Here is a 19,170-nt window from a genome sequence, read left to right as displayed (position 1 = left end):
CCGTGATCGACTGGAGGCCCGTCCCGCAGCGGCGTACGGTCGAATGGTGGCGGGAACCAGCCACCGAATCTCCGCCACGGCGTGATGCCATGAGCAACCCCGAGCCGACACCCGAAGCACGGACCACCCCGCAGGAGACGGAGCGGGGCGACGGCCGTGGCAGCGGTATGGCGCTGCTGGTCATCGCGTCCTGTCAGCTGATGGTGGTGCTCGACATCACCATCGTGAACATCGCCCTGCCGGACATCCAGCGCTCGCTCGACTTCTCCACGACGAGCCTGTCCTGGGTGATCAACGCCTACACGCTCACCTTCGGCGGACTGCTGCTGCTCGGCGGCAGGATGGGCGACATCCTCGGCAGACGGCGCGTCTTCATCTTCGGTGTGCTGCTCTTCGTACTCGCCTCGTTGCTCGGCGGCATGTCCCAGAACGAGTGGCAACTCCTCGCCGCGCGTGCCCTCCAGGGTGTCGGCGGCGCCATCGCCTCCCCGACCTCGCTCGCCCTGATCAGTACGACCTTCCGCGAAGGGCCCGAACGCAACAGGGCGTTCGGCGTCTTCGCCGCGGTCTCGGCGGGCGGCGGCGCGATCGGGCTGCTGGCGGGCGGAATCCTGGTCGAGTGGCTGAACTGGCGCTGGGTGCTGTTCGTCAACGTGCCCATCGGGCTGCTCATCGCGCTCGCCACCCCGCGCTGGATCCGGGAGTCCGAACGCCATCCCGGGCACTTCGATCTGGCGGGCGCGCTGGCCTCCACCATCGGCATGGTGCTGCTGGTGTACGGGTTCATCCGGGCCGCGCAGGACGGCTGGCGAGATCCGCTCACCCTGGCCGCGTTCGGGGCGGCCGTCGTCATACTGCTGGGGTTCATCCTGATCGAACGGCGCTCCCGGCAGCCGATCACGCCCCTGCACATGTTCGCGGACCGCAACCGGGCGGGCACCTACGGCATGATGCTGAGCCTCGCCGCCGCGATCTTCGGCATGTTCTTCTTCCTCACCCTCTTCGTCCAGAACGTGCTGGACTTCAGCCCGCTCCAGGCCGGACTGGCCTTCCTCCCGGTGAGCGCCGTCATCGCGGTGGGCGCCGGGCTCGCCTCCCAACTCCTGCCGAAGTACGGACCCAAGCCCTTCATGGTGACCGGCGCGATCCTGGCCGCCGCCGGCCTCGCCTGGCTGACCCTGACCGACGTCCACTCCACCTACGCCGGCAGCATCCTCGGCCCGATCCTCGTCTTCAGCCTCGGTATGGGCATGGAGTTCGTGTCCCTGACCCTGATGGCGCTGTCCAACGTGGCCACGCGGGAGACGGGAGCCGCCTCAGGACTGCTCAATGCCACGCAGCAGGTCGGCGGTTCCCTCGGGCTGTCCATCCTGGTCACGGTGTTCGGTACGGCCAGCAACAACGAGGCCGACAAACAGATCCCCGCATTCATGTCCCAGGCGACGCCCGTGGAGCGGCTGCGCTTCGAGCGCACGGGGCAGCTCCCGGCGCCCTATGCCGACGAGATCCTCACCGCGGGAGTCTCGGCCGCCTTCATCACGGCCGCGATCTTCACCGCGATCGCCGCGGTGATCGCCCTCCTCGTCATCCAGGTCCGCCCCTCCGACCTGGAACGGCTTCAGGGCGGAGGAATGCCGACGCCCTGAGATGACGCCTGTCGTTGGCGCGTCCGTCACCCGCCGCTCCTACTGTGCGCGCCATGAGAAGAATTTCGATCATGGTCAGCGCGGCGGTGCTGACCGTCTCACTCGCGTCCCCCGCGGTGGCCGACCGGGGCGCACAGGACTTCGGCCGGGCCACGCTGACCGGCTTCGCCTCGCTGCAGGCCGAGACGTTCGTGCCGGACAGCGAGCCGTCCGGCTCGGCCATCGGGGCGGGCCCCTTCAACGGGATCGCGGCGCCCTTCGCCCACCAGCCCGTGCAGGGTTTCAGCGGTGTCGTGAACCGGCGCGACGGCACCTTCGACGTGCTGTCGGACAACGGCTACGGCACCAAGGCCAACAGCGCCGACTTCCTGCTCCGCGTCCACCGCGTCAAGCCGGACACGCGGACCGGCAAGGTCACCGTGCTGGGCGGATTCAACCTGAGCGACCCCGACCGCCATGTGCCCTTCCCGCTCACCCGGGCCGACCGTGTGCTCACCGGCGCCGACTTCGACGTCGAGTCCATCGTGCGGATGCCGGACGGGACGTACTGGCTGGGTGACGAGTTCGGCCCCTGGCTGCTGCACTTCTCCGCGCACGGCCGCCTCCTCGAGGCCCCCATCGCGCTCGACGGGGTGAAGGCGCCGGAGAACCCGTACCTGAACGGCGCCCAGCCGAACATCGCCGGCAGCAAGGGCTTCGAGGGCCTCGTCCGCTCCGTGGACGGCCGCCACCTCTACCCGCTCCTCGAAGGCACGGTGAACGGCGACACCCCCGGCGATCTGCGGTTCAGCGAGTTCGACCTGCGCAAGCGCACCTACACCGGGAAGCGCTTCGTCTACCGTCTGGAGTCGACCTCGAACGCCATCGGCGACGCCACCGCCGTCGACCGGCACCGCTTCCTCGTCATCGAGCGCGACGGGGGACAGGGCGACACCGCCAAGTTCAAGCGGATCTACCTGGCCGACACCCGTGACCGCGACGGCGACGGACTGATGGACAAGACCCTGGTCGCCGACCTGCTGGACATCGCCGACCCCAAGGGGCTCGGAGGCTCCGGGGAGACCTTCCGCTTCCCGTTCCAGACCATCGAGGACGTGAACCTCGTCGACGACCGGACCCTGGCCGTCCTGAACGACAACAACTTCCCGTTCTCCTCCGGCCGTATGCCGGGCAAGGCGGACAACAACGAGTTCATCACCATCCGGCTCACCGCCGCGCTCCACGCGGACAAGCGGACGTTGCGCTGACAGCCGGAAGCATTGCCCGGGTCACACCGAGAACGACAGGTCCTATGATCGGCGCGTGGACGCAGCCGACCGGGACGCCCAGCGCCTGCCCATCGCCCTGTGGAGTGCCGCCGGGCGGCTCAGGGCCATGGCGTACGAACTGTTCCTGGAGCACCAACCGGCCATCAGCTGGAGGGAGTCCGCCCTGTTCGGCGCGACGCCCGGCATGCAGGTCCTCGGTGTGACCCTAGATCTCCCGGACGGCCGCGCCATGTCGTGCGGCCTGACCGTCCGCATGTCACCCGAGGCCTTCTCCGTCGAGGCGGACATCGCGGTGGATGCCCCGGAGGACGAGGAGAACGGCGGGTACCGCTATCCCTTCGAGATCCCGGAGACGTTCGTCGGCTCCCTCGACGAGTGCCTCCGGGTGATCGAAAGCCAGGTGGATCAACTGACCGAGGCGGCACCGCGCTTGCTCCGCGAGCTGCGCTCGGGCGCCTGACAGGGAAGACCGGCGCGGTCAGCCGCCGATTCGCGCCGCGATGATCGGTGCCAGACGGTCGGCGATGACGCGGTGGCCCTGGTCGTTCGGGTGGACGGAGTCCGTCAGATCGCCGGAGCCCAGCCAGCCCGTCGTGTCGACGAAGGAGACCCTGCTGTCGCCGCCGTCGACGGCCGCCTTGACGGCCGCTTCGGTCTGCGGGACGTAGCGGCCGCGGAAGGTCTCCAGCGCGAAGATCCAGGCCCGTGGGTAGGCGGCGCGGACCTTGCGCAGCAGACTGCCGTACGCCGACTGGAACTGCGTCGAGCTGACGCCATGGCCCACGTCGTTGGTGCCGAGGTTGATGACGACGGCGTCCGCCTGGTAGCGGGTGAAGTCCCAGTCGGGCGTGGGGGAGTTGGGATTGAGCCTGGTGAACTGCTGCTCCAGGCCGACGCATCCGTCCGCCGTGGCGACCAGACAGGCGCCGCCCTGGGCGATCTGGGTGTGCTCCACCCCGAGCCGTTCGCCGATCAGCCAGCCGTACGCGGTACGGGCGTTCTGCGAGGTGGTGGTGCCCACCGTGATCGAGTCGCCGACGAACTCGATCACCTGGGCCGGAGCCGACGGCGCGAAAGTGGTCGCCCCACTGTCGAGGACCAGCCCCTGGAACACGGCGTCGCCGCGGTACGACCCGGCGACCACCTGGTAGTTGACCTGGAGGGTGTGGTTGCCGGAGGCCAGCGCCGTCGGCGTCAGGTCCACGGTGCCCTTGACGTCGTCGTAGAACTTCACCGGCCCGTTGTCGATGCGCGCCCAGAAGTCGATGGTGTTGCGCTGCTTGAGCTTGACCGTCCGGCCGGTGAACCCGACCCGGTAGTACGCGCCGGCCCAGTACGGGGTGTAGAGGGTGCTGGAACTCCGGGTGTCCCAACGGCCGACGAACTTGATGTTGGGGTCGCCGGGCTGGCCGGGAGCGGCCGCCCGGGTGGACACACCGGTGGCACTGCCCAGCCGGGCGGCGATGACGGGCCCAAGGCGCGCTGCGAACCTGGTGTGCCCCGCCTCGTTGGGATGGCCGTTGCCGTCCTCGTAGTCGGTGCCGTCGGTGAGCCAGCCCGTGGTGTCGACGTAGTGCACCTTGGCGTCACCGGAGCCGTTGCGGGCGCTCACGGCGGCCCTGGTCTCCGTCACATAGCGCTTCTTGAGGGTCTGCACGGCGAAGAGGTGCGCAGCGGGGTACTTCGCGCGCAGGTCGCTCAGGAACTTGGTGTACGCCGCCTGGAAGGCGGAGCCGGACACGCCGTGGCCGATGTCGTTGGTGCCCAGGTTGACGACGACCGCGCTCGCCCCGTACCGGGAGAAGTCCCAGTTCTGCTCGCCGGTGCTGCCGGTCCTGAAGTACTGGCTGCTCAGGCCCGTACAACCGGACTGGGCGACCAGGCAGTAGCCCGCGCGGGCGATCCGGGTGTGCCGCATCCCCAGCCGCTCGCCGGTCTTCCAGGCGTACGAGTCGAGCGCCAGCCGGTCGGTGAGGGCGCCGGCGGTGATGGAGTCCCCGACGAACTCGACCAGCCCTGACGGCATGGCCGGAGCGACCGTGTGCGCGCCGGGGTCCAGCACCAGGCCCTGGAAGACGGTGTCGCCGGAGCGGTAGGAGATCCGCAGGGTGTGGGTGCCGGAGGACAGGGGTTGGGGAGTGAGGTTCACCGTCCCGCGCACGGCCGCGTGGAAGACGTCGGGTCCGCCGTCGACGCTCGCGTAGAAGTTGACCGCGTCCCGCGCCCTGACCTTCACCGTGGTGCCGGTGAAAGCCGTCTGGAGGTACGCGCCGGACCAGTGGGGCACGGCGGCGGTGCCCGAACTCGTGTCCCAGCGGCCCACGTAGACGATGTTGGGGTCGGACACCGAGCCGTCGCCCGCCGCCGCCCGCGCCGGAGAGCCGCCCGCCCAGGACAGCGACAGAAGGCAGGCGACGAGTGCCGCGGTGAGGAGGGCCGAAAGGATGCGTCTGGGGTGAGGGGGTGTCTGCACGGGGATCCCTTTCACGTGGGGGTTGGGAGCGCTCCCATGAAGAACTGTGTTTCGAGAGAAGCAATGAAACGGTTCAGCGTCAAGGACCCCTGTGATGACTCAGGAAATCCTGTGAAGGGTGTGACGACCTTCACTCCTATGTGGCGGAAAGTGATGAATTCCTTACGGATGTAGTGCGTAAGTGACGGTAAATCATGCGCACTGCATCGTGCATCGGAGGTACCACCATGCGACCGTTCACCCTCAACTACGCCTTTCCCAGGGGGCTTCCGAACGCGGTGACGCCCTATCACTTCGACCCGGCCCGCCAACTGAACGTGCTGCCCGACGGTCGCCCCGCCGTCAGTGACCCGGACCTCCTGCTCGCGGTCGGCACGACGACGTCGACCGCCGGATCCGCGACCCACTTCGACGACTGACGATCCGCGCGCGAATGACCGTACTGATCCTGACGTCCGAAGAGGACGTGACCGCCGACATGGTGGTGGCCAGGCTGCACGGGACGGGGACGCCCGTGCTGCGACTGGACCCCGCCGACCTGCCGGGCAAGGCCGTGCTGTCCGCCGACTACGCCCACGGCGACTTCGACGGGCACCTGTCCGTCAACGGACATGTGCTCAGCATGGGAGGCCTGCGCTCGGTCTGGGTGCGCAGGCCCGGCGAACCGGCCGCGCATGCGGCCGACCCCTCACCGTGGCTGACCGCCGAGACCCGACAGGCGCTGTACGGGATGCTCCACTCCGCCGCCGCACGGTGGATGAACCATCCGCGCAACGCCGACCAGGCCCGGCTGAAACCCTGGCAGTTGAGGGTCGCCCACCTCAGCGGCTTCGCCGTACCGCCGACGGTCTTCACCACGTCACCCCGGCTGGCGCGGGAGTTCGCCGAGGAGTACCGGGACGTGGTGGTGAAGTCCGCCTCGGGGCCGCCGCCCGGAGATCCCGGACTGGCCCTGCCCACCGCCCTCGTCGGCCGTGACACGGACTTCGCCGCGGTCGCGGCCGGGCCCGCGCTGCTGCAGCGGTACGTGCCCAAGCGGGCCGACATCCGGCTTACCTGCGTCGGCACCCGGCTGTTCGCCGCGCGCAAGACCGCCGAACCCGGCCAGGTCGACGGACGCTACGGCGACACCGGGCACGCCTGGGAGCCGGTCCCGGTTCCCGAACGCATCGGCAAGTCGGTGCACGAGTACGTCACCCTCGCCGGACTGGCGTACGCCGCCTTCGACTTCGCCGAGGACGAGGACGGCATCTGGTGGTTCCTGGAGTGCAACCAGGGCGGCCAGTTCGGCTTCGTCGAACTGGAGACCGGGCAGCCGATCTCGGAGGAGGTCGCCCTGTGGCTGGCGCAGCGCAGGGCGGACCGGCGCCCTCCTGAGAGCCGCCGGTGAGTCAGCCGCCGTCAGCCGCCGGGCCGGTGATGAGGCGGTCGGTGACGACGCGGTCGGTGACATGGCGCAGGAATGCGGCCGCGGTGCCCCCGTCGCACACCCGGTGGTCGAAGGTGAGCGAGATGGTGACGACCTTGCGCACCTCCACGCCGCCGTCCACCGCCCAGGGGCGGTCCGTGATGCGGCCGACGCCGAGCATCGCGGACTGGGGGTGGTTGAGGATCGGTGTGGCGCCGTCGACTGCGAGGGGGCCGTAGTTGTTCAGGGTGAAGGTGCCGCCGGTCCGGTGTTCCAGGGGGAGGGCGTCCTCGCGGGCGAGGCCGGTCAGGCGGCGCAGTTCGGCCGCGAGGTCGTCCAGGGTGAGCCGGTGCGCGTTCCGGACCACGGGGACGACCAGGCCGTGGGTGGTCTGCGCGGCGAAGCCGAGGTGCACGTCGGGAAGGCGGACGATCTCCCCGCGGCCGGTGTCGACACGGGCGTTGAGGTCGGGGAAGGCGGCGAGCCCGGCCAGACACGCCTGCGCGAGCAGCGGCAGCAGGCCTGTGCTGTGGGTGGCCCGGGCGGCGAGGAGGTTCGTGGCGTCGGCGTCCGCCCAGATGGTGACGGCGGGCGTGTCGCGGTGACTGCGGAGGTATTTGTCGGCAGTGGCGTCGAGCTGCGTGCGGGTGTCCGTGCCCGACGGGCGGATCGGCGTGTCCGCGGTGCCCGTGGCCGTGGCCCTGGCGGGGGTCCTGGCCGTGGCGGTGGATGCCGGTGCGGACCACCGCGCCCCGTTCGTCCCGTAGCCGGTGAGGACGGCCCCTGAACCGGGTTCCTCCGACGCGGGGTGAGTCACCGTCAGCAACGGATCCCCCACCCGCACCACCTCGCCCGCCCCGCAGTGCAGGGCCGTCACCGTCCCCGCGTACGGACTCGGCAGCGTCACCACCGACTTGGCCGTCTCCACCTCGGCCACGACCTGGTCCTGCCGGACCGCGTCGCCCACCGCGACCATCCACTCCAGCATTTCGGCGTCCGCCAACCCCTCGCCCAGATCGGGCAGATGGAAGGTCCGGCCGGTCGAGTCGGAGGTAGTGAGCGCGACTTGACGGGGCCGTTGCTCGATACCGCCCGGCAGCAGTCGGCGCAGCGCCTCCAACACCCGCCCAGCGCCCGGCAGATGAGCGTCCTCCAGCAGCGGGGGCGGATACGGTATGTCGAAGCCGGTGACCCGCAGCACCGGCGCGACCAGCGCGTCGAAGCACCGCTCCTGCACCCGGGCCGCGATCTCGGCGCCGACCCCGGCGAAGCCCTGTGCCTCGTGCACGACGAGACAGCGGCCGGTGCGGCGTACCGACGCGGTGAGCGTACGGTCGTCCAGCGGGACGAGGGTGCGCAGGTCCAGCACCTCCACGTCGAGGCCCTCGGCCTCGGCCGCCCGGGCCGCCTCCAGGGCGACGGCGACAGAGGGGCCGTACGCGACCAGCGTCGCGTCGCTCCCAGGCCGGCGTATCGCGGCGGTGCCGAACGGCTCGGTGCGGGACGGGAGTCGGAGCGTCTCCTTGGTCCAGTAGTGGCGCTTGGGCTCCAGGAAGATCACCGGGTCCGGGTCGTCGATCGCCTCCCGCAGCAGGGAGTAGGCGTCGGCGGCCGTCGCCGGCGTCACCACCTTCAGACCGGCCGTGTGCGCGTAGTACGCCTCACTGGAGTCGCTGTGGTGCTCCACACCGCCGATGCCGCCGCCGTACGGGATCCGGACGACCAGCGGCAGGGGAAGCGCACCTCGGGTGCGGTTGCGCATCTTGGCCATGTGGGAGGCGATCTGCTCGAACGCGGGGTAGGCGAACGCGTCGAACTGCATCTCCACCACCGGTCGGAACCCGGCCATCGCCATGCCGACCGCGAGGCCCGTGATGCCGGCCTCGCTGACGGGGGTGTCGAAGCAGCGCCGGTCGCCGAACTCCTCGGTGAGCCCGTCGGTGACCCGGAAGACACCGCCGAGGCGGCCGACGTCCTCGCCGAAGACCACGACGCGCTCGTCGGCGCCGAGCGCGTCCCGCAGGGCGGCGTTGAGCGCCTGCGCCATCGCCACGGTCGTCGTCATGTCAGCGTCCCTCCAACTCGGCACGCAGCGCGGCGCGTTGTTCGGTCAGGTGCGGGGGTGGCGAGGCAAAGACGTGGTCGAACAGGGCCAGGGGGGTGAGGTCGGGGTCCTCGGCGAACCGTGCGCGCAGGTCGGCGGCGTACGCCTCCGCCTCGGCGGTCGCGGACTCGGCGGCCTCGGGGGTCAGCACGCCGCGCTCGCGCAGGGCGGACTCCAGGCGGGTGATCGGGTCGCGCCGGCGCCAGTGCTCGGCCTCCTCGGCCGGGCGGTAGCGGGAGGGGTCGTCGGCGCTGGTGTGCGGGCCCAGGCGGTAGGTGTGCGCCTCGACCAGCCACGGTCCGCCGCCCGCCCGCGCGTCCTCGATCGCCGTAGTCAGCACGGCGAGGACGGCCGCGGCGTCGTTGCCGTCCACCTGTTCCGCGCGGACGCCGTAGCCGACGCCCTTGTAGGCCAGGCCCGGTGCCGCGCACTGGGCGGACAGCGGGACGGAGATGGCGTACCGGTTGTTCTGCACGAGGAAGACCACCGGCGCGCGCAGCACGCCCGCCAGATTGAGCGCCTCGTGGAAGTCGCCCTCGCTGGTGGCGCCGTCGCCGACGAGCGCCAGGGCGACCGTGTCGGCGCCCTTGAGGCGCTCGGCGTGGGCCAGTCCGGTGGCGTGCGCGGCGTGGGTGGCGAGCGGGGTGCACTGCGGTGCGGTGCGGTGGCGCAGTGGGTCGTAGCCGCAGTGGGCGTCGCCGCGCAGCAGCGTCAGCGCCTCGACCGGGTCGATCCCTCGGCTGACAAGTGCGACGCAGTCCCGGTAGGTGGGGAACAGCCAGTCCGCGGCGCGCAGCGCGAGCGCGGCACCGACCTGACAGGCCTCCTGGCCGAGGCTCGACGGGTGCACCGCGAGCCTGCCCTGCCGGGCGAGCGCGGTCGCCTGCTCGTCGAAGCGGCGCCCGAGGACCATCTTTCGATACGCCGTCAGCAGCGACTCGGGCGACGGCTCCCCGTACGTGCCGTTCGCCGCCCTGTCATGCGGCGACAGAAGGGAAACCGGAACCTGGGACGGGAGCCAGGGGGAGAGCTCTACCCCTTTCCCCGCAGTCGTATGCATCGGCGTATGACCCATGTTTCCGCCACCCTTTCCTCACGACTTGCGGCGCCTCGGATGATCTCCACGGCATGTGCTTTCCCGACTGTCCGGCAGATAAGGGCAGATGAAGCGGAACTGAACAGTCCGACGTTCCGGGTAAGAAATGAGTAAGCGCTTCCCATCCGTCAACCCGGCGTTGTGAAAAGGTAATTCGCCCGTCGCCCGCCCTTCCTGAAGAGCACGGTCAAATTGATCAGCGAAATGCGGAACTGCGGAAGGCGAGCGAAGATGTCCGGAGTACGTCCGGGAACACGTCACTACACACTCGTCTGTTCCTCGTGCGGAACCCGTTACGCGGACGACGGTCTCCTCCTCGACTGCCCCCGTGGCCACGAACCGGCATTTCTGCGCACCGAGTACGACGGAACCGGAACCCGCGTCGGTGAAGGCACCGGGCTGTTCCGGTACGCCCCGCTGCTGCCGGTGGCGCGTTCCTTCCCCGACGTGCCCGGCCCGGTCGTCCTCCCCGCCGAACGGCTCGGCCGCCGGATCGGCCTCGACCGGCTGTGGGTCGCCTTCAACGGCCACTGGCCCGAACGCGGGGCACAGCTGCCCACCTGCACGTTCAAGGACCTCGAGGCGTACACCGTGCTCGGCAGGCTGCCCGCCGACCCGCCGGTCCTGGTGATCCCGTCGGCGGGCAACACCGCCGCCGCCTTCGCCTGGGCCGCCGGCCGGCACCGGGTGCCCTGTCTGCTCGTCGTGCCCGCCCCCGCCCTGGAGCGGATGCGGTTCCCCGCCCCGCTCGACCCCTGTGTCCGGCTCGTCGTCCTCGAGGGCACCGCCACCTACAGCGACGCCATCGCCTGCGCCGACCTTCTCGCCCAACTCCCGGGCCATCACGCGGAGGGCGGCGCGCGCAACGTCGGCCGCCGGGACGGCCTCGGGACCGTCATACCGGCCGCCGCCGAGGAGCTGGGGCGGCTGCCGGAGACGTACGTACAGGCCGTCGGCAGCGGTACCGGGGCCATCGGCGCGCACGAGACGGCACGTCGCCTCCGCACGGGCGACGAGGCACTGCCCCGCCTGCTGATGTGCCAGAACACGCCCTTCACGCCGCTGTACGACGCCTGGCGGGAGACCGGCCCCGCCCCGGCCCACCGCGAACACGAGCCGCTCGCCCGCGAACTGACCAACCGCCGCCCGCCGTTCACCGTCCGCGGCGGAGTCCGGGACGTGCTCGGCGAGAGCGGCGGCGCCGTGCGATGTACCGACAACGAGTCCGCGCTCGCCGCCATGGCGCTCTTCGAGGAGGTCGAGGGCATCGACATCGAGCCGGGCGCCGGAGTCGCCCTCGCCGCGCTGGCCGACGCGGTGCGGGCCGGGCAGGTCCGCCGCGACGAACTCGTGCTCCTCAACATCACCGGCGGCGGCCGCGCCCGCCAGGCCCACGACCTCACGCTGATCCCCGCCGAGCCCTGGCTGCGCGTCCCCTGGCCGGGCCGCGACACGGGTCCCCTGTACGTCGCCGAGCAGGTGCAACGGCTGCTGACCGGCGCCGGATCCGTCGTCGTGGCGGAGGGCCGATGACCGACGCACTGGACCTGGACCTGTCCGCCGCCCAGCGCTCGATGTGGTTCGGTCAGCGGCTCGATCCGGCCGGCCCCGCCTGCAACGTGGGCGAGTACACCGAGATCCACGGGCCCGTCGACCCACAGCACTTCCGGGCCGTGATACGCCAGGTCGTGGACGCCACCGAGACGCTGCGGGTGCGGTTCGCCGCCGCCGACGACACCGTGCGCCAGACCGTCGAGGCCGACCCCGACTGGGACCTGCCCGTCCTCGACCTCACGGACGAGCCCGACGCCCGCTCCGCCGCCGAGGCATGGATGGCCGCCGACTTCGCCACACCGTTCGACCTCGACCGGGCCCCGCTCTTCCGGTACGCGCTGCTGAAGCTCGCGGACGCCCACTGGATCTGGTACCAGCGCTACCACCACATCGCCGTCGACGGCTACAGCTGCTCCCTCATCGCGAGCCGGGTCGCCGACGCCTACACCGCCCGCATCGCCGGCACCCCGCACACCTCACTGTCCGCGCCGCTCGCCCCACTGGTCGCCGCCGACGAGGCATACCGGTCCGGCGAACGGCACACGGCCGACCAGGTGTACTGGACCCGCGCCCTCGCCGACCGCCCCGACCCCGTCGGCCTGTCCACGCACCCGCCCCAGGTCGCCTCCCGCTTCCTGCGCCGCACCGGTCATCTCCCCGCGGCAGCAGGGGACTTGGTCCACGCGGCCGCCGAGCGCGCCGGGACCCGCTGGTCGCGTGTCGTCCTCGCCGCGACGGCCGCCTATCTGCACCGGCTCACCGGAGCCCGGGACATCGTGCTGGGTCTCGCCGTCACCGCCCGCGAGAGCGAGACGGAACTCGCCACGCCGGGCATGGCGTCGAACGTGCTCCCGCTGCGCCTGTCCGTACGGCCCGACACGGCCGCGTTCCACCTCGTACGCCAGACCGCGACCGCCACCCGCGAACTGTTGGCCCACCAGCGCCTGCGGGGCGAGGACCTGCGCCGGGAGTTGGACTGGCCGCAGGACGGGCGGCGGTTCTTCGGGCCCGTCGTCAACATCATGGCGTTCGGGCCGGAGTTGCGTTTCGCCGGGCACCCGACCACCCGGCACAACCTCTCCACCGGTCCGGTCGAGGACCTCGCCGTCAACGTGTACGACCGCGCGGACGGCCACGGCATCCGCGTCGACCTCGACGCGAGCCCCGCGCACTACTCGGAGGCCGAACTCGCCGCGCATCACCGGCGGTTCGCGCACTTCCTGGAGCAGTTCGCGGCGGCCGTGCTCGGCCCCGGCACCCCGGTCGGCCGGGTCGGGACGGCCCTTGCCGGGGAACACTCACGGCTCGTCGGCGCCGATGCGCGCCCGGGCGGCCAGACCGTGCCCGCACTGTTCGCGGCTCAGGTCACCGCCGACCTGACCGGTACGGCGCTCGTCCACGGCGAACAAGCCGTCAGCTACCGGGAGTTGGACGCCCGCGCCAACCGGCTCGCCCATCGGCTGATCGGCCTCGGCGTCCGCTCCGAGGACCGCGTGGCGGTCCTGATGCGCCGCTCCGACCACCTCGTCGTCGCGCTGCTGGCCGTCCTCAAGGCGGGCGGCGCGTACGTCGGCCTCGACCCACGTGCCCCGCGGGCCCGCACCCGGCGGATCCTGGCCGAGACACGGGCGGCGGTCCTGCTGACCGACGCCGAGCCCACCGATGAGGCCTACGGCGGCCCGCTCGTCGTCACGGCCACCGACCCCACGCTCGTCTCTGAAACGGACACCGACCCCGGCATACAGGTGCACCCCGCCCAACTGGCCTACGTCAGCTACACATCCGGCTCCACCGGCACCCCGAAGGGCGTCGCCGTCACCCACCGCGACCTCACCGCCCTGGCCACCGACTCGGCGTTCGACGAGGGCGCGCACGCGCGCGTGCTGGTCCACTCGCCGACTGCCTTCGACGCCTCCACCTACGAGATGTGGGTGCCGCTGCTGAACGGCGGCACCGCCGTGGTCGCCGACCCGGACGAGGACGTGGACGCGGCAGCCGTGGCACGCCTGACGGAGCGACACGGGCTCACCGCGCTGTGGCTCACCGCCGGGCTCTTCCGGCTGGTTGCCGAGGAGGACCCCGGCTGCTTCGCGGGCCTGCGCCAGGTGTGGACCGGCGGCGAGGCCGTCCCCGTCGCCGCCGTGCGCCGGGTCCGGACCGCCTGCCCGGGCCTGACCGTCACCGACGGCTACGGCCCGACCGAGACGACCACCTTCGCCACGTACCGCCCCTGCCCGCCCGGCGCCGACGTGCCGGACCCGCTGCCCATCGGCCGCCCGCTGGACGGCATGCGCGCCCACGTGCTCGACGGCGCCCTCCAGCCGGTCCCGACGGGCACGGTGGGGGACCTGTACGTCGCCGGCCCCGGTGTGGCCCGCGGCTACCTGAACCGCCCGGACGCGACCGCCGAGCGTTTCGTCGCCGATCCCTTCGGCCCGCCCGGCGCCCGCATGTACCGCACCGGTGACCGCGTCCGCGTGACGCCGGACGGCGAACTCGAGTTCCACGGCCGGGCCGACGGCCAGATCAAGCTGCGCGGCTTCCGTATCGAGCCCGGCGAGATCGAGGCGGCCCTCGCCGGCCGGGCCGGGGTCGCCCAGGCGGTCGCCGTCGTCCGCGAGGACCGACCCGGCGACCGTCGCCTGGTGGCCTACGCCGTCTCCGCCGTGGGCGCGTCACCGGCACCGGACGACCTGCGCGACCATCTCGCGGCCCATCTGCCCGACTACATGGTGCCGTCGGCCGTCGTGGTCCTGGACCACCTGCCGCTCACGGCCAACGGCAAGCTCGACCGGGCCGCGCTGCCGTCGCCGCCGAGCGGGACGGCACCCGCGCCCCTCACCGCCCGGACTCCGTACGAAGAGGTCCTGTGCGGCCTGTTCGCCGATGTCCTGGGCCTGAACGAGGTGGGTCCCGGTGACGGCTTCTTCGCCCTCGGCGGCCACTCGCTGCTCGCGCTGCGGCTCCTGGGCCGTATCCGCGGCGCGCTCGGCACCGAGCTGACCCTGCGCGACGTGTTCCGGGCACCCACGCCGGCCGGGCTCGCCCAGCTGCTCGGCACGGGGACGGCCGTACGACCGCGCCCCGCTCGCAGGCCGACGGCGCAGGCAGCACAGACCGCACAGGCGGCGCAGGGTGAGCCCCCGGTGTCGTCGGCCCAGCGCCGGCTGTGGTTCCTGCATCGACTGGAAGGGCCCGGCGCCGCCTACAACATCCCGCTCGCCGTACGGCTGACCGGCGGGACGCTCGACGCGGAGGCGCTACGCGCCGCACTGGCCGACCTCGTCAGCCGGCACGAGATCCTGCGCACCGTGTACCCGGACGCGGACGGGATTCCCTGCCAGCGGGTACTGGACGCCGTACGGCCCGACCTGCGGATCGACACCGTCGGCGACGAGGCCGAACTCGCGCGGAAGCTGGGTGAGTTGGCGTCCGTCGGCTTCAGGATCGACGAGGAAATCCCGCTCCGTGCCCATCTGATCGGCCTCGGGCCCGATGACAGTGTGCTTCTGCTCGTCCTGCACCACATCGCCGCCGACGGCTGGTCGTTGCACCCGCTCGTCCGGGACCTGGCGACCGCGTACCGGGCCCGGCTGGCGGGGAGTGCGCTGGACTGGGCGCCGCTGCCCCTCCAGTACGCCGACTACGGCGCCTGGCAGCAGGACGTCCTCGGTCACGACCAGGACCGTCAACTCGCCCAGTGGCGTGAGGTGCTCGACGGACTCCCCGCGGAACTCCCGCTCCCCGCCGACCGCCCGCGCCCGGCCCACGCCACCCACCGGGGCGGTGACATCCAGGTCCGGCTCGACGCCGATCTGCACCGGAGGCTGCGTTCGCTGGCCACCGAGACCGGCACGACCGTGTTCATGGCCGTGCAGGCAGGGCTCGCCGCCCTGCTCACCCGCCTTGGCGCGGGCACCGACATCCCGATCGGCACCCCGGTCGCGGGACGGGCCGACGAGGTGCTCGACGACCTGGTCGGCTGCTTCCTCAACAACCTGGTGCTGCGCACCGACACCTCCGGCGACCCGACCTTCCGGGACCTGCTGGACCGGGTCAGGGAGATCGATCTGGCGGCCTACGCCCACCAGGATCTGCCGTTCGAGCGCCTGGTCGAGGCCCTCAACCCGCCGCGCTCGCCGGCCCGGCACCCGCTCTTCCAGGTGATGCTCGCCTTCCGGCCCACCGCCGACCCGAGCCTCGACCTCCCCGGACTCCAGGCCCGGACGCTGCCCGTCGAGACCGGTGCGACGAAGATCGACCTGACCTTCAACCTGGGTGAGCAGCGCGCCGCGGACGGCTCGCCCGACGGCATCGAGGGTGTGCTCCAGTACAGCGCCGACCTCTTCGACCGCTGTACGGCCGAGGAGCTGGCCGCCCGGCTGGTACGGCTGCTGCGGGCTGCCGCAGACGATCCAGGCCGGGCGATCGGGGCGCTCGACATCCTCGCGGACGGCGAACGGCACCGCCTGGTCGTGGAGTTCAACGACACGGCACGGGAGGTTCCGGACACCACCTTCCCCCGGATGTTCGAGGCGCGGGCGGCGCGCTCGCCGGACGCCGTGGCGGTCGAAGACGCCTCGATCAGACTGACGTATCGTCAACTCGACGAGGGCGCTGACCGGTTGGCGCGGGTGCTGACGTCGTACGGTGCCGGGCCGGGCCGTGTCGTCGCCTTCTCGCTGCCCCGTTCGGTCGACCTCGCGGTCGCCGTGCTGGCCGTGCTCAAGGCGGGCGCCGCCTATCTGCCGCTGGACCCCGAGCATCCGGCCGAGCGCACCGCCCACCTGCTCTCCGACGCGGCCCCGGTGTGCCTGATCACCCGCGACCGGCATCCCGTTGCCTGTCCCGTCGTGTCCCCGGACACCGCACCGGAGGACCCCGACGCGCCGCTCGCCGAGGCCCGGCCCGCCGATCCCGCCTACCTGATCTACACCTCCGGCACCACGGGCCGTCCCAAGGGCGTCGTCGTCGAGCACCGCAACCTCACCACCTACGTGGCCCGTTGCGTGGAGGCGTACCCGAGCCTGCGGGGCACCTCGCTGCTGCACGCCACCATGTCCTTCGACGCCACGGTGACCACCCTGCACGGGGCGCTCGCCGCCGGTGGGCGCGTGCACATCGCCGCGTTCCACGAGGCGGGCGCCGCCCCGCTGCGCAGCGGCTACACCTTCCTCAAGGCCACCCCCAGCCACCTCCCGCTGCTGCCCGCGCTCCCGCACGACCTGTCCCCCGACAAGGAGTTCATGCTCGGCGGCGAGGCACTCGTGGGCGAGGCCCTGCGCCAGTGGCGCCGCGCGCACCCGCACGTACGGCTGATCAACCACTACGGCCCGACCGAACTCACCGTCGGCTGCACCGACCACCGCATCGAACCCGGCGACGACCTCCCGACGGGGCCCGTGCCCATCGGCCGGCCCATGTGGAACACCCGCGCCTATGTGCTGGACACACGCCTGAACCCCGTACCGGTCGGCGTCGAGGGCGAGTTGTATGTGGCCGGCGACCATGTGGCCCGCGGCTACTGGAACCGTCCGGGCCTGACCGCCGAGCGGTTCGTCGCCGACCCCTTCGGCCCGGCCGGTGAGCGCATGTACCGCACCGGTGACCTCGCCGTTCGCCGTGCCGACGGCACCCTGGAGCTGCGCGGGCGGGCCGACGGCCAGCTCAAGATCCGGGGACTGCGGATCGAGCCCGGTGAGATCGAGGGTGTGCTGACCGCCCATCCGGTCGTCGCGCGGGCCGCGGTGGTCGTGCGGGAGGACGGGGGCGGTGTCCGGCGTCTCGTCGGGTACGTCGTCGGCGCCGGTGAGGCCGACCTTGTGGCCGTGAGCGCCCACTGCGCCCGGCAGTTGCCCGCCCACATGGTGCCCGAGGCCCTCGTGCCGCTGGACGCCCTGCCGATGACGGGCAACGGCAAGCTGGACCGTGCGGCCCTGCCCGAGCCGGCTCGGGTGTCGGCAGGTGCGGGCCGGGCGCCCCGCACCTCCGAGGAGCGGGTCCTCCAGGAGCTCTTCGCCGAGGTCCTCGGCGTGGCTGACGTGAGCGTCGACGACGGCTTCTTCGACCTCGGCGGCGACAGCATCACCTCGATCCATCTGGTGAGCCGAGCGATCGCCGCGGGCGTGCGGCTGACCCCACGCGATGTGTTCGAGCAGCGGACCGTGGCCGCGCTCGCCGCGCTTGCGGCGGCCCGCCCGGCTCCCAACACACCGTCCCGGGACCAGGAACCGGCGGTCGGCGAGCTACCCCTCACCCCAGCCCTGCACCGGCTGCGCGAACGCGGCGGCCCCATCGGCTCGTTCAGCCAGTCCGTCCTGCTCGTCACGCCGGCCGACGCCGACGAGAAGCGTCTGACGCGCGCGCTCCAGGCCCTCGTGGACCGTCACGACGTCCTGCGGATGCGGCTGAGTACCGACGACTGGACGGCCGAGATCCTGCCGCCGGGAAGCGTCGACGCGGGCGGGCTGCTGGAGCGAGTGGCTGTGTCCGACGTGGCTACCGCGACCGAGCGACGGGGGTGGCCACCTCAACTCGCCCCGGAAAATGGCAGGTTGCTGAGGGCGGCGTGGTTCGACGCCGGACCGGATCGTCCCGGGCGTCTCCTGCTGACGGCCCATCACCTCGCAGTGGACGGCGTCTCCTGGAACCTCCTGTGCACCGACCTGGCCGCCGCCTGGCGCGAGACGGAGCTGTCCGCTGCGGGCACCTCATTCCGGCACTGGGCCCTGCTGCTGGAGCGGGAGGCGCTGGAGCGGGCCGACGAACTCGACGTATGGCAGTGGATGCTGGAGCAGCCCGCCCCCCTCTTCGGCGCCCGGCGCCCCGACCCGGAACGGGACGTGACCGGCGCGATGCGCCACCTCACCCGCGAACTCCCGGCCGAGGTCACCGACGAACTGCTCACCGCCGTCCCGGCCGCCTTCCACGCCGGTCCCGAGGACGTGCTGCTCGCCGCCCTGGCCACCGCCTTCGCGCGCCGCTTCGGCCACCGGGCCCTCCTGATCGACATCGAGCGGCACGGCCGCGAGGAGATCGCCGAGGGAGTCGACCTGTCGCGCACGGTCGGCTGGTTCACCAGCGTCGCGCCCGCCCGGCTCGACCTCACCGGCATCGACCTCGGCGACCGTGCGCACGTGCTGAAGAGCGTCAAGGAACAGCTGCGGTCCGTACCCGACCACGGCATCGGCCACGGCCTGCTCCGGTATCTCAACCCCGAGACCGGACCCGCCCTCGCCGCCCTCCCGGTCCCGGAGGTCGGCTTCAACTACCTGGGCCGTACGGCCCGTTCGGCGGACGGCGACTTCTCGCCCGCGCCGGAGCCGCTGCGGAACCTTGGCGCGGCCCATGACGCCGCCATGCCCGTCGCGCACGGTCTGGAGATCACCGCGGTGAGCACCGCCGACGGCCGGCTCGACACCACCTGGTCCTGGGCCCCCGGCATCTGGTCCGAGGGCGACGTCCATGCCCTCGCCGACCTGTGGTGCGAGGAGCTGACCGCCCAGGCCGCAGGCACCCCGGGAGGCGGACACACGCCGTCCGACCTGCCCCTGGTGTCCCTGTCCCAAGCAGAGATCGACGAACTCGAAGCCGAGTTCGGAAGCGAGTGGAGGTAACCGAC

At 72.0% G+C, this 19,170-nt stretch carries 10 protein-coding genes; 7 read left to right on the top strand and 3 right to left on the bottom strand.

Annotated features, from left to right (window positions below):
• Positions 1-167: 167 nt before the first annotated feature.
• Genes EHO50_RS13590 through EHO50_RS13580 form a run of 3 tightly spaced genes read left to right on the top strand, consistent with a single transcriptional unit; the run spans position 168 to position 3,374 of the window.
• Positions 168-1,646 carry an MFS transporter gene (locus EHO50_RS13590; RefSeq protein ID WP_128430694.1) on the top strand — a complete coding sequence of 493 codons (1,479 nt, stop codon included), beginning with the start codon at positions 168-170 and terminating at the stop codon, positions 1,644-1,646.
• Positions 1,647-1,699: 53 nt separating this feature from the next.
• Complete coding sequence (locus EHO50_RS13585; protein ID WP_246101134.1) at positions 1,700-2,893, top strand: esterase-like activity of phytase family protein; 1,194 nt, start codon at positions 1,700-1,702, stop codon at positions 2,891-2,893.
• Positions 2,894-2,948: 55 nt separating this feature from the next.
• The gene (locus tag EHO50_RS13580; RefSeq protein ID WP_128430182.1) at positions 2,949-3,374 is read left to right on the top strand and encodes a hypothetical protein; all 426 of its coding nucleotides are present in this window, start codon (positions 2,949-2,951) and stop codon (positions 3,372-3,374) included.
• An 18-nt stretch (positions 3,375-3,392) separates the two neighbouring features.
• Here the strand turns inward: EHO50_RS13580 and EHO50_RS13575 are convergent, their stop codons facing one another.
• Positions 3,393-5,387, bottom strand: a complete 1,995-nt coding sequence (locus EHO50_RS13575; protein ID WP_128430180.1) for a GDSL-type esterase/lipase family protein — start codon at positions 5,385-5,387, stop codon at positions 3,393-3,395.
• A gap of 227 nt (positions 5,388-5,614) precedes the next feature.
• Between EHO50_RS13575 and tgmA the strand changes: the two genes are divergently transcribed.
• Entirely contained in the window at positions 5,615-5,806 is a 192-nt protein-coding gene (gene tgmA, locus EHO50_RS13570) for a putative ATP-grasp-modified RiPP (RefSeq protein WP_062705175.1), read from the top strand.
• Between the two features lie 14 nt (positions 5,807-5,820).
• Positions 5,821-6,777 (top strand): ATP-grasp ribosomal peptide maturase, encoded by a 957-nt coding sequence (gene tgmB / locus EHO50_RS13565; protein WP_128430178.1) that lies wholly within the window; start codon positions 5,821-5,823, stop codon positions 6,775-6,777.
• Position 6,778: 1 nt separating this feature from the next.
• Here tgmB and EHO50_RS45615 read toward each other — a convergent pair whose 3' ends face one another.
• The gene (locus EHO50_RS45615) at positions 6,779-8,860 is read right to left on the bottom strand and encodes a 2-oxo acid dehydrogenase subunit E2 (RefSeq protein ID WP_128430175.1); all 2,082 of its coding nucleotides are present in this window, start codon (positions 8,858-8,860) and stop codon (positions 6,779-6,781) included.
• A 1-nt stretch (position 8,861) separates the two neighbouring features.
• Positions 8,862-9,959 (bottom strand): pyruvate dehydrogenase (acetyl-transferring) E1 component subunit alpha, encoded by a 1,098-nt coding sequence (gene pdhA, locus EHO50_RS13555; RefSeq protein WP_128430173.1) that lies wholly within the window; start codon positions 9,957-9,959, stop codon positions 8,862-8,864.
• Positions 9,960-10,226: 267 nt separating this feature from the next.
• Here pdhA and EHO50_RS13550 point away from each other — a divergent pair, with 267 nt between their 5' ends.
• Together EHO50_RS13550 and EHO50_RS13545 are read left to right on the top strand one after the other, a co-directional pair.
• Positions 10,227-11,528, top strand: coding sequence for a cysteate synthase (locus EHO50_RS13550; protein ID WP_128430170.1), 1,302 nt, complete (start codon positions 10,227-10,229; stop codon positions 11,526-11,528).
• Positions 11,525-19,165: a non-ribosomal peptide synthetase gene (locus tag EHO50_RS13545; protein ID WP_128430168.1), complete on the top strand. Its 7,641-nt coding sequence runs from the start codon at positions 11,525-11,527 to the stop codon at positions 19,163-19,165. The genes EHO50_RS13550 and EHO50_RS13545 overlap by 4 nt, the downstream gene beginning before the upstream one ends.
• The last annotated feature ends 5 nt before the right edge of the window (positions 19,166-19,170 follow it).

The organism is Streptomyces cyaneus (assembly GCF_004028635.1).
GTDB lineage: Bacteria > Actinomycetota > Actinomycetes > Streptomycetales > Streptomycetaceae > Streptomyces > Streptomyces cyaneus.
Note: the sequence above shows the minus strand (reverse complement) of the source record. Positions and strands in the feature narration are given on the sequence as shown.

Coding starts and splice junctions, on each gene's coding strand:
- EHO50_RS13590 (WP_128430694.1), top strand. CDS start 168: ATGGCGCTGCTGGTCATCGCGTCCTGTCAGCTGATGGTGGTGCTCGAC.
- EHO50_RS13585 (WP_246101134.1), top strand. CDS start 1,700: ATGAGAAGAATTTCGATCATGGTCAGCGCGGCGGTGCTGACCGTCTCA.
- tgmA (WP_062705175.1), top strand. CDS start 5,615: ATGCGACCGTTCACCCTCAACTACGCCTTTCCCAGGGGGCTTCCGAAC.
- tgmB (WP_128430178.1), top strand. CDS start 5,821: ATGACCGTACTGATCCTGACGTCCGAAGAGGACGTGACCGCCGACATG.
- EHO50_RS45615 (WP_128430175.1), bottom strand. CDS start 8,860: ATGACGACGACCGTGGCGATGGCGCAGGCGCTCAACGCCGCCCTGCGG.
- pdhA (WP_128430173.1), bottom strand. CDS start 9,959: ATGCATACGACTGCGGGGAAAGGGGTAGAGCTCTCCCCCTGGCTCCCG.
- EHO50_RS13550 (WP_128430170.1), top strand. CDS start 10,227: ATGTCCGGAGTACGTCCGGGAACACGTCACTACACACTCGTCTGTTCC.
- EHO50_RS13545 (WP_128430168.1), top strand. CDS start 11,525: ATGACCGACGCACTGGACCTGGACCTGTCCGCCGCCCAGCGCTCGATG.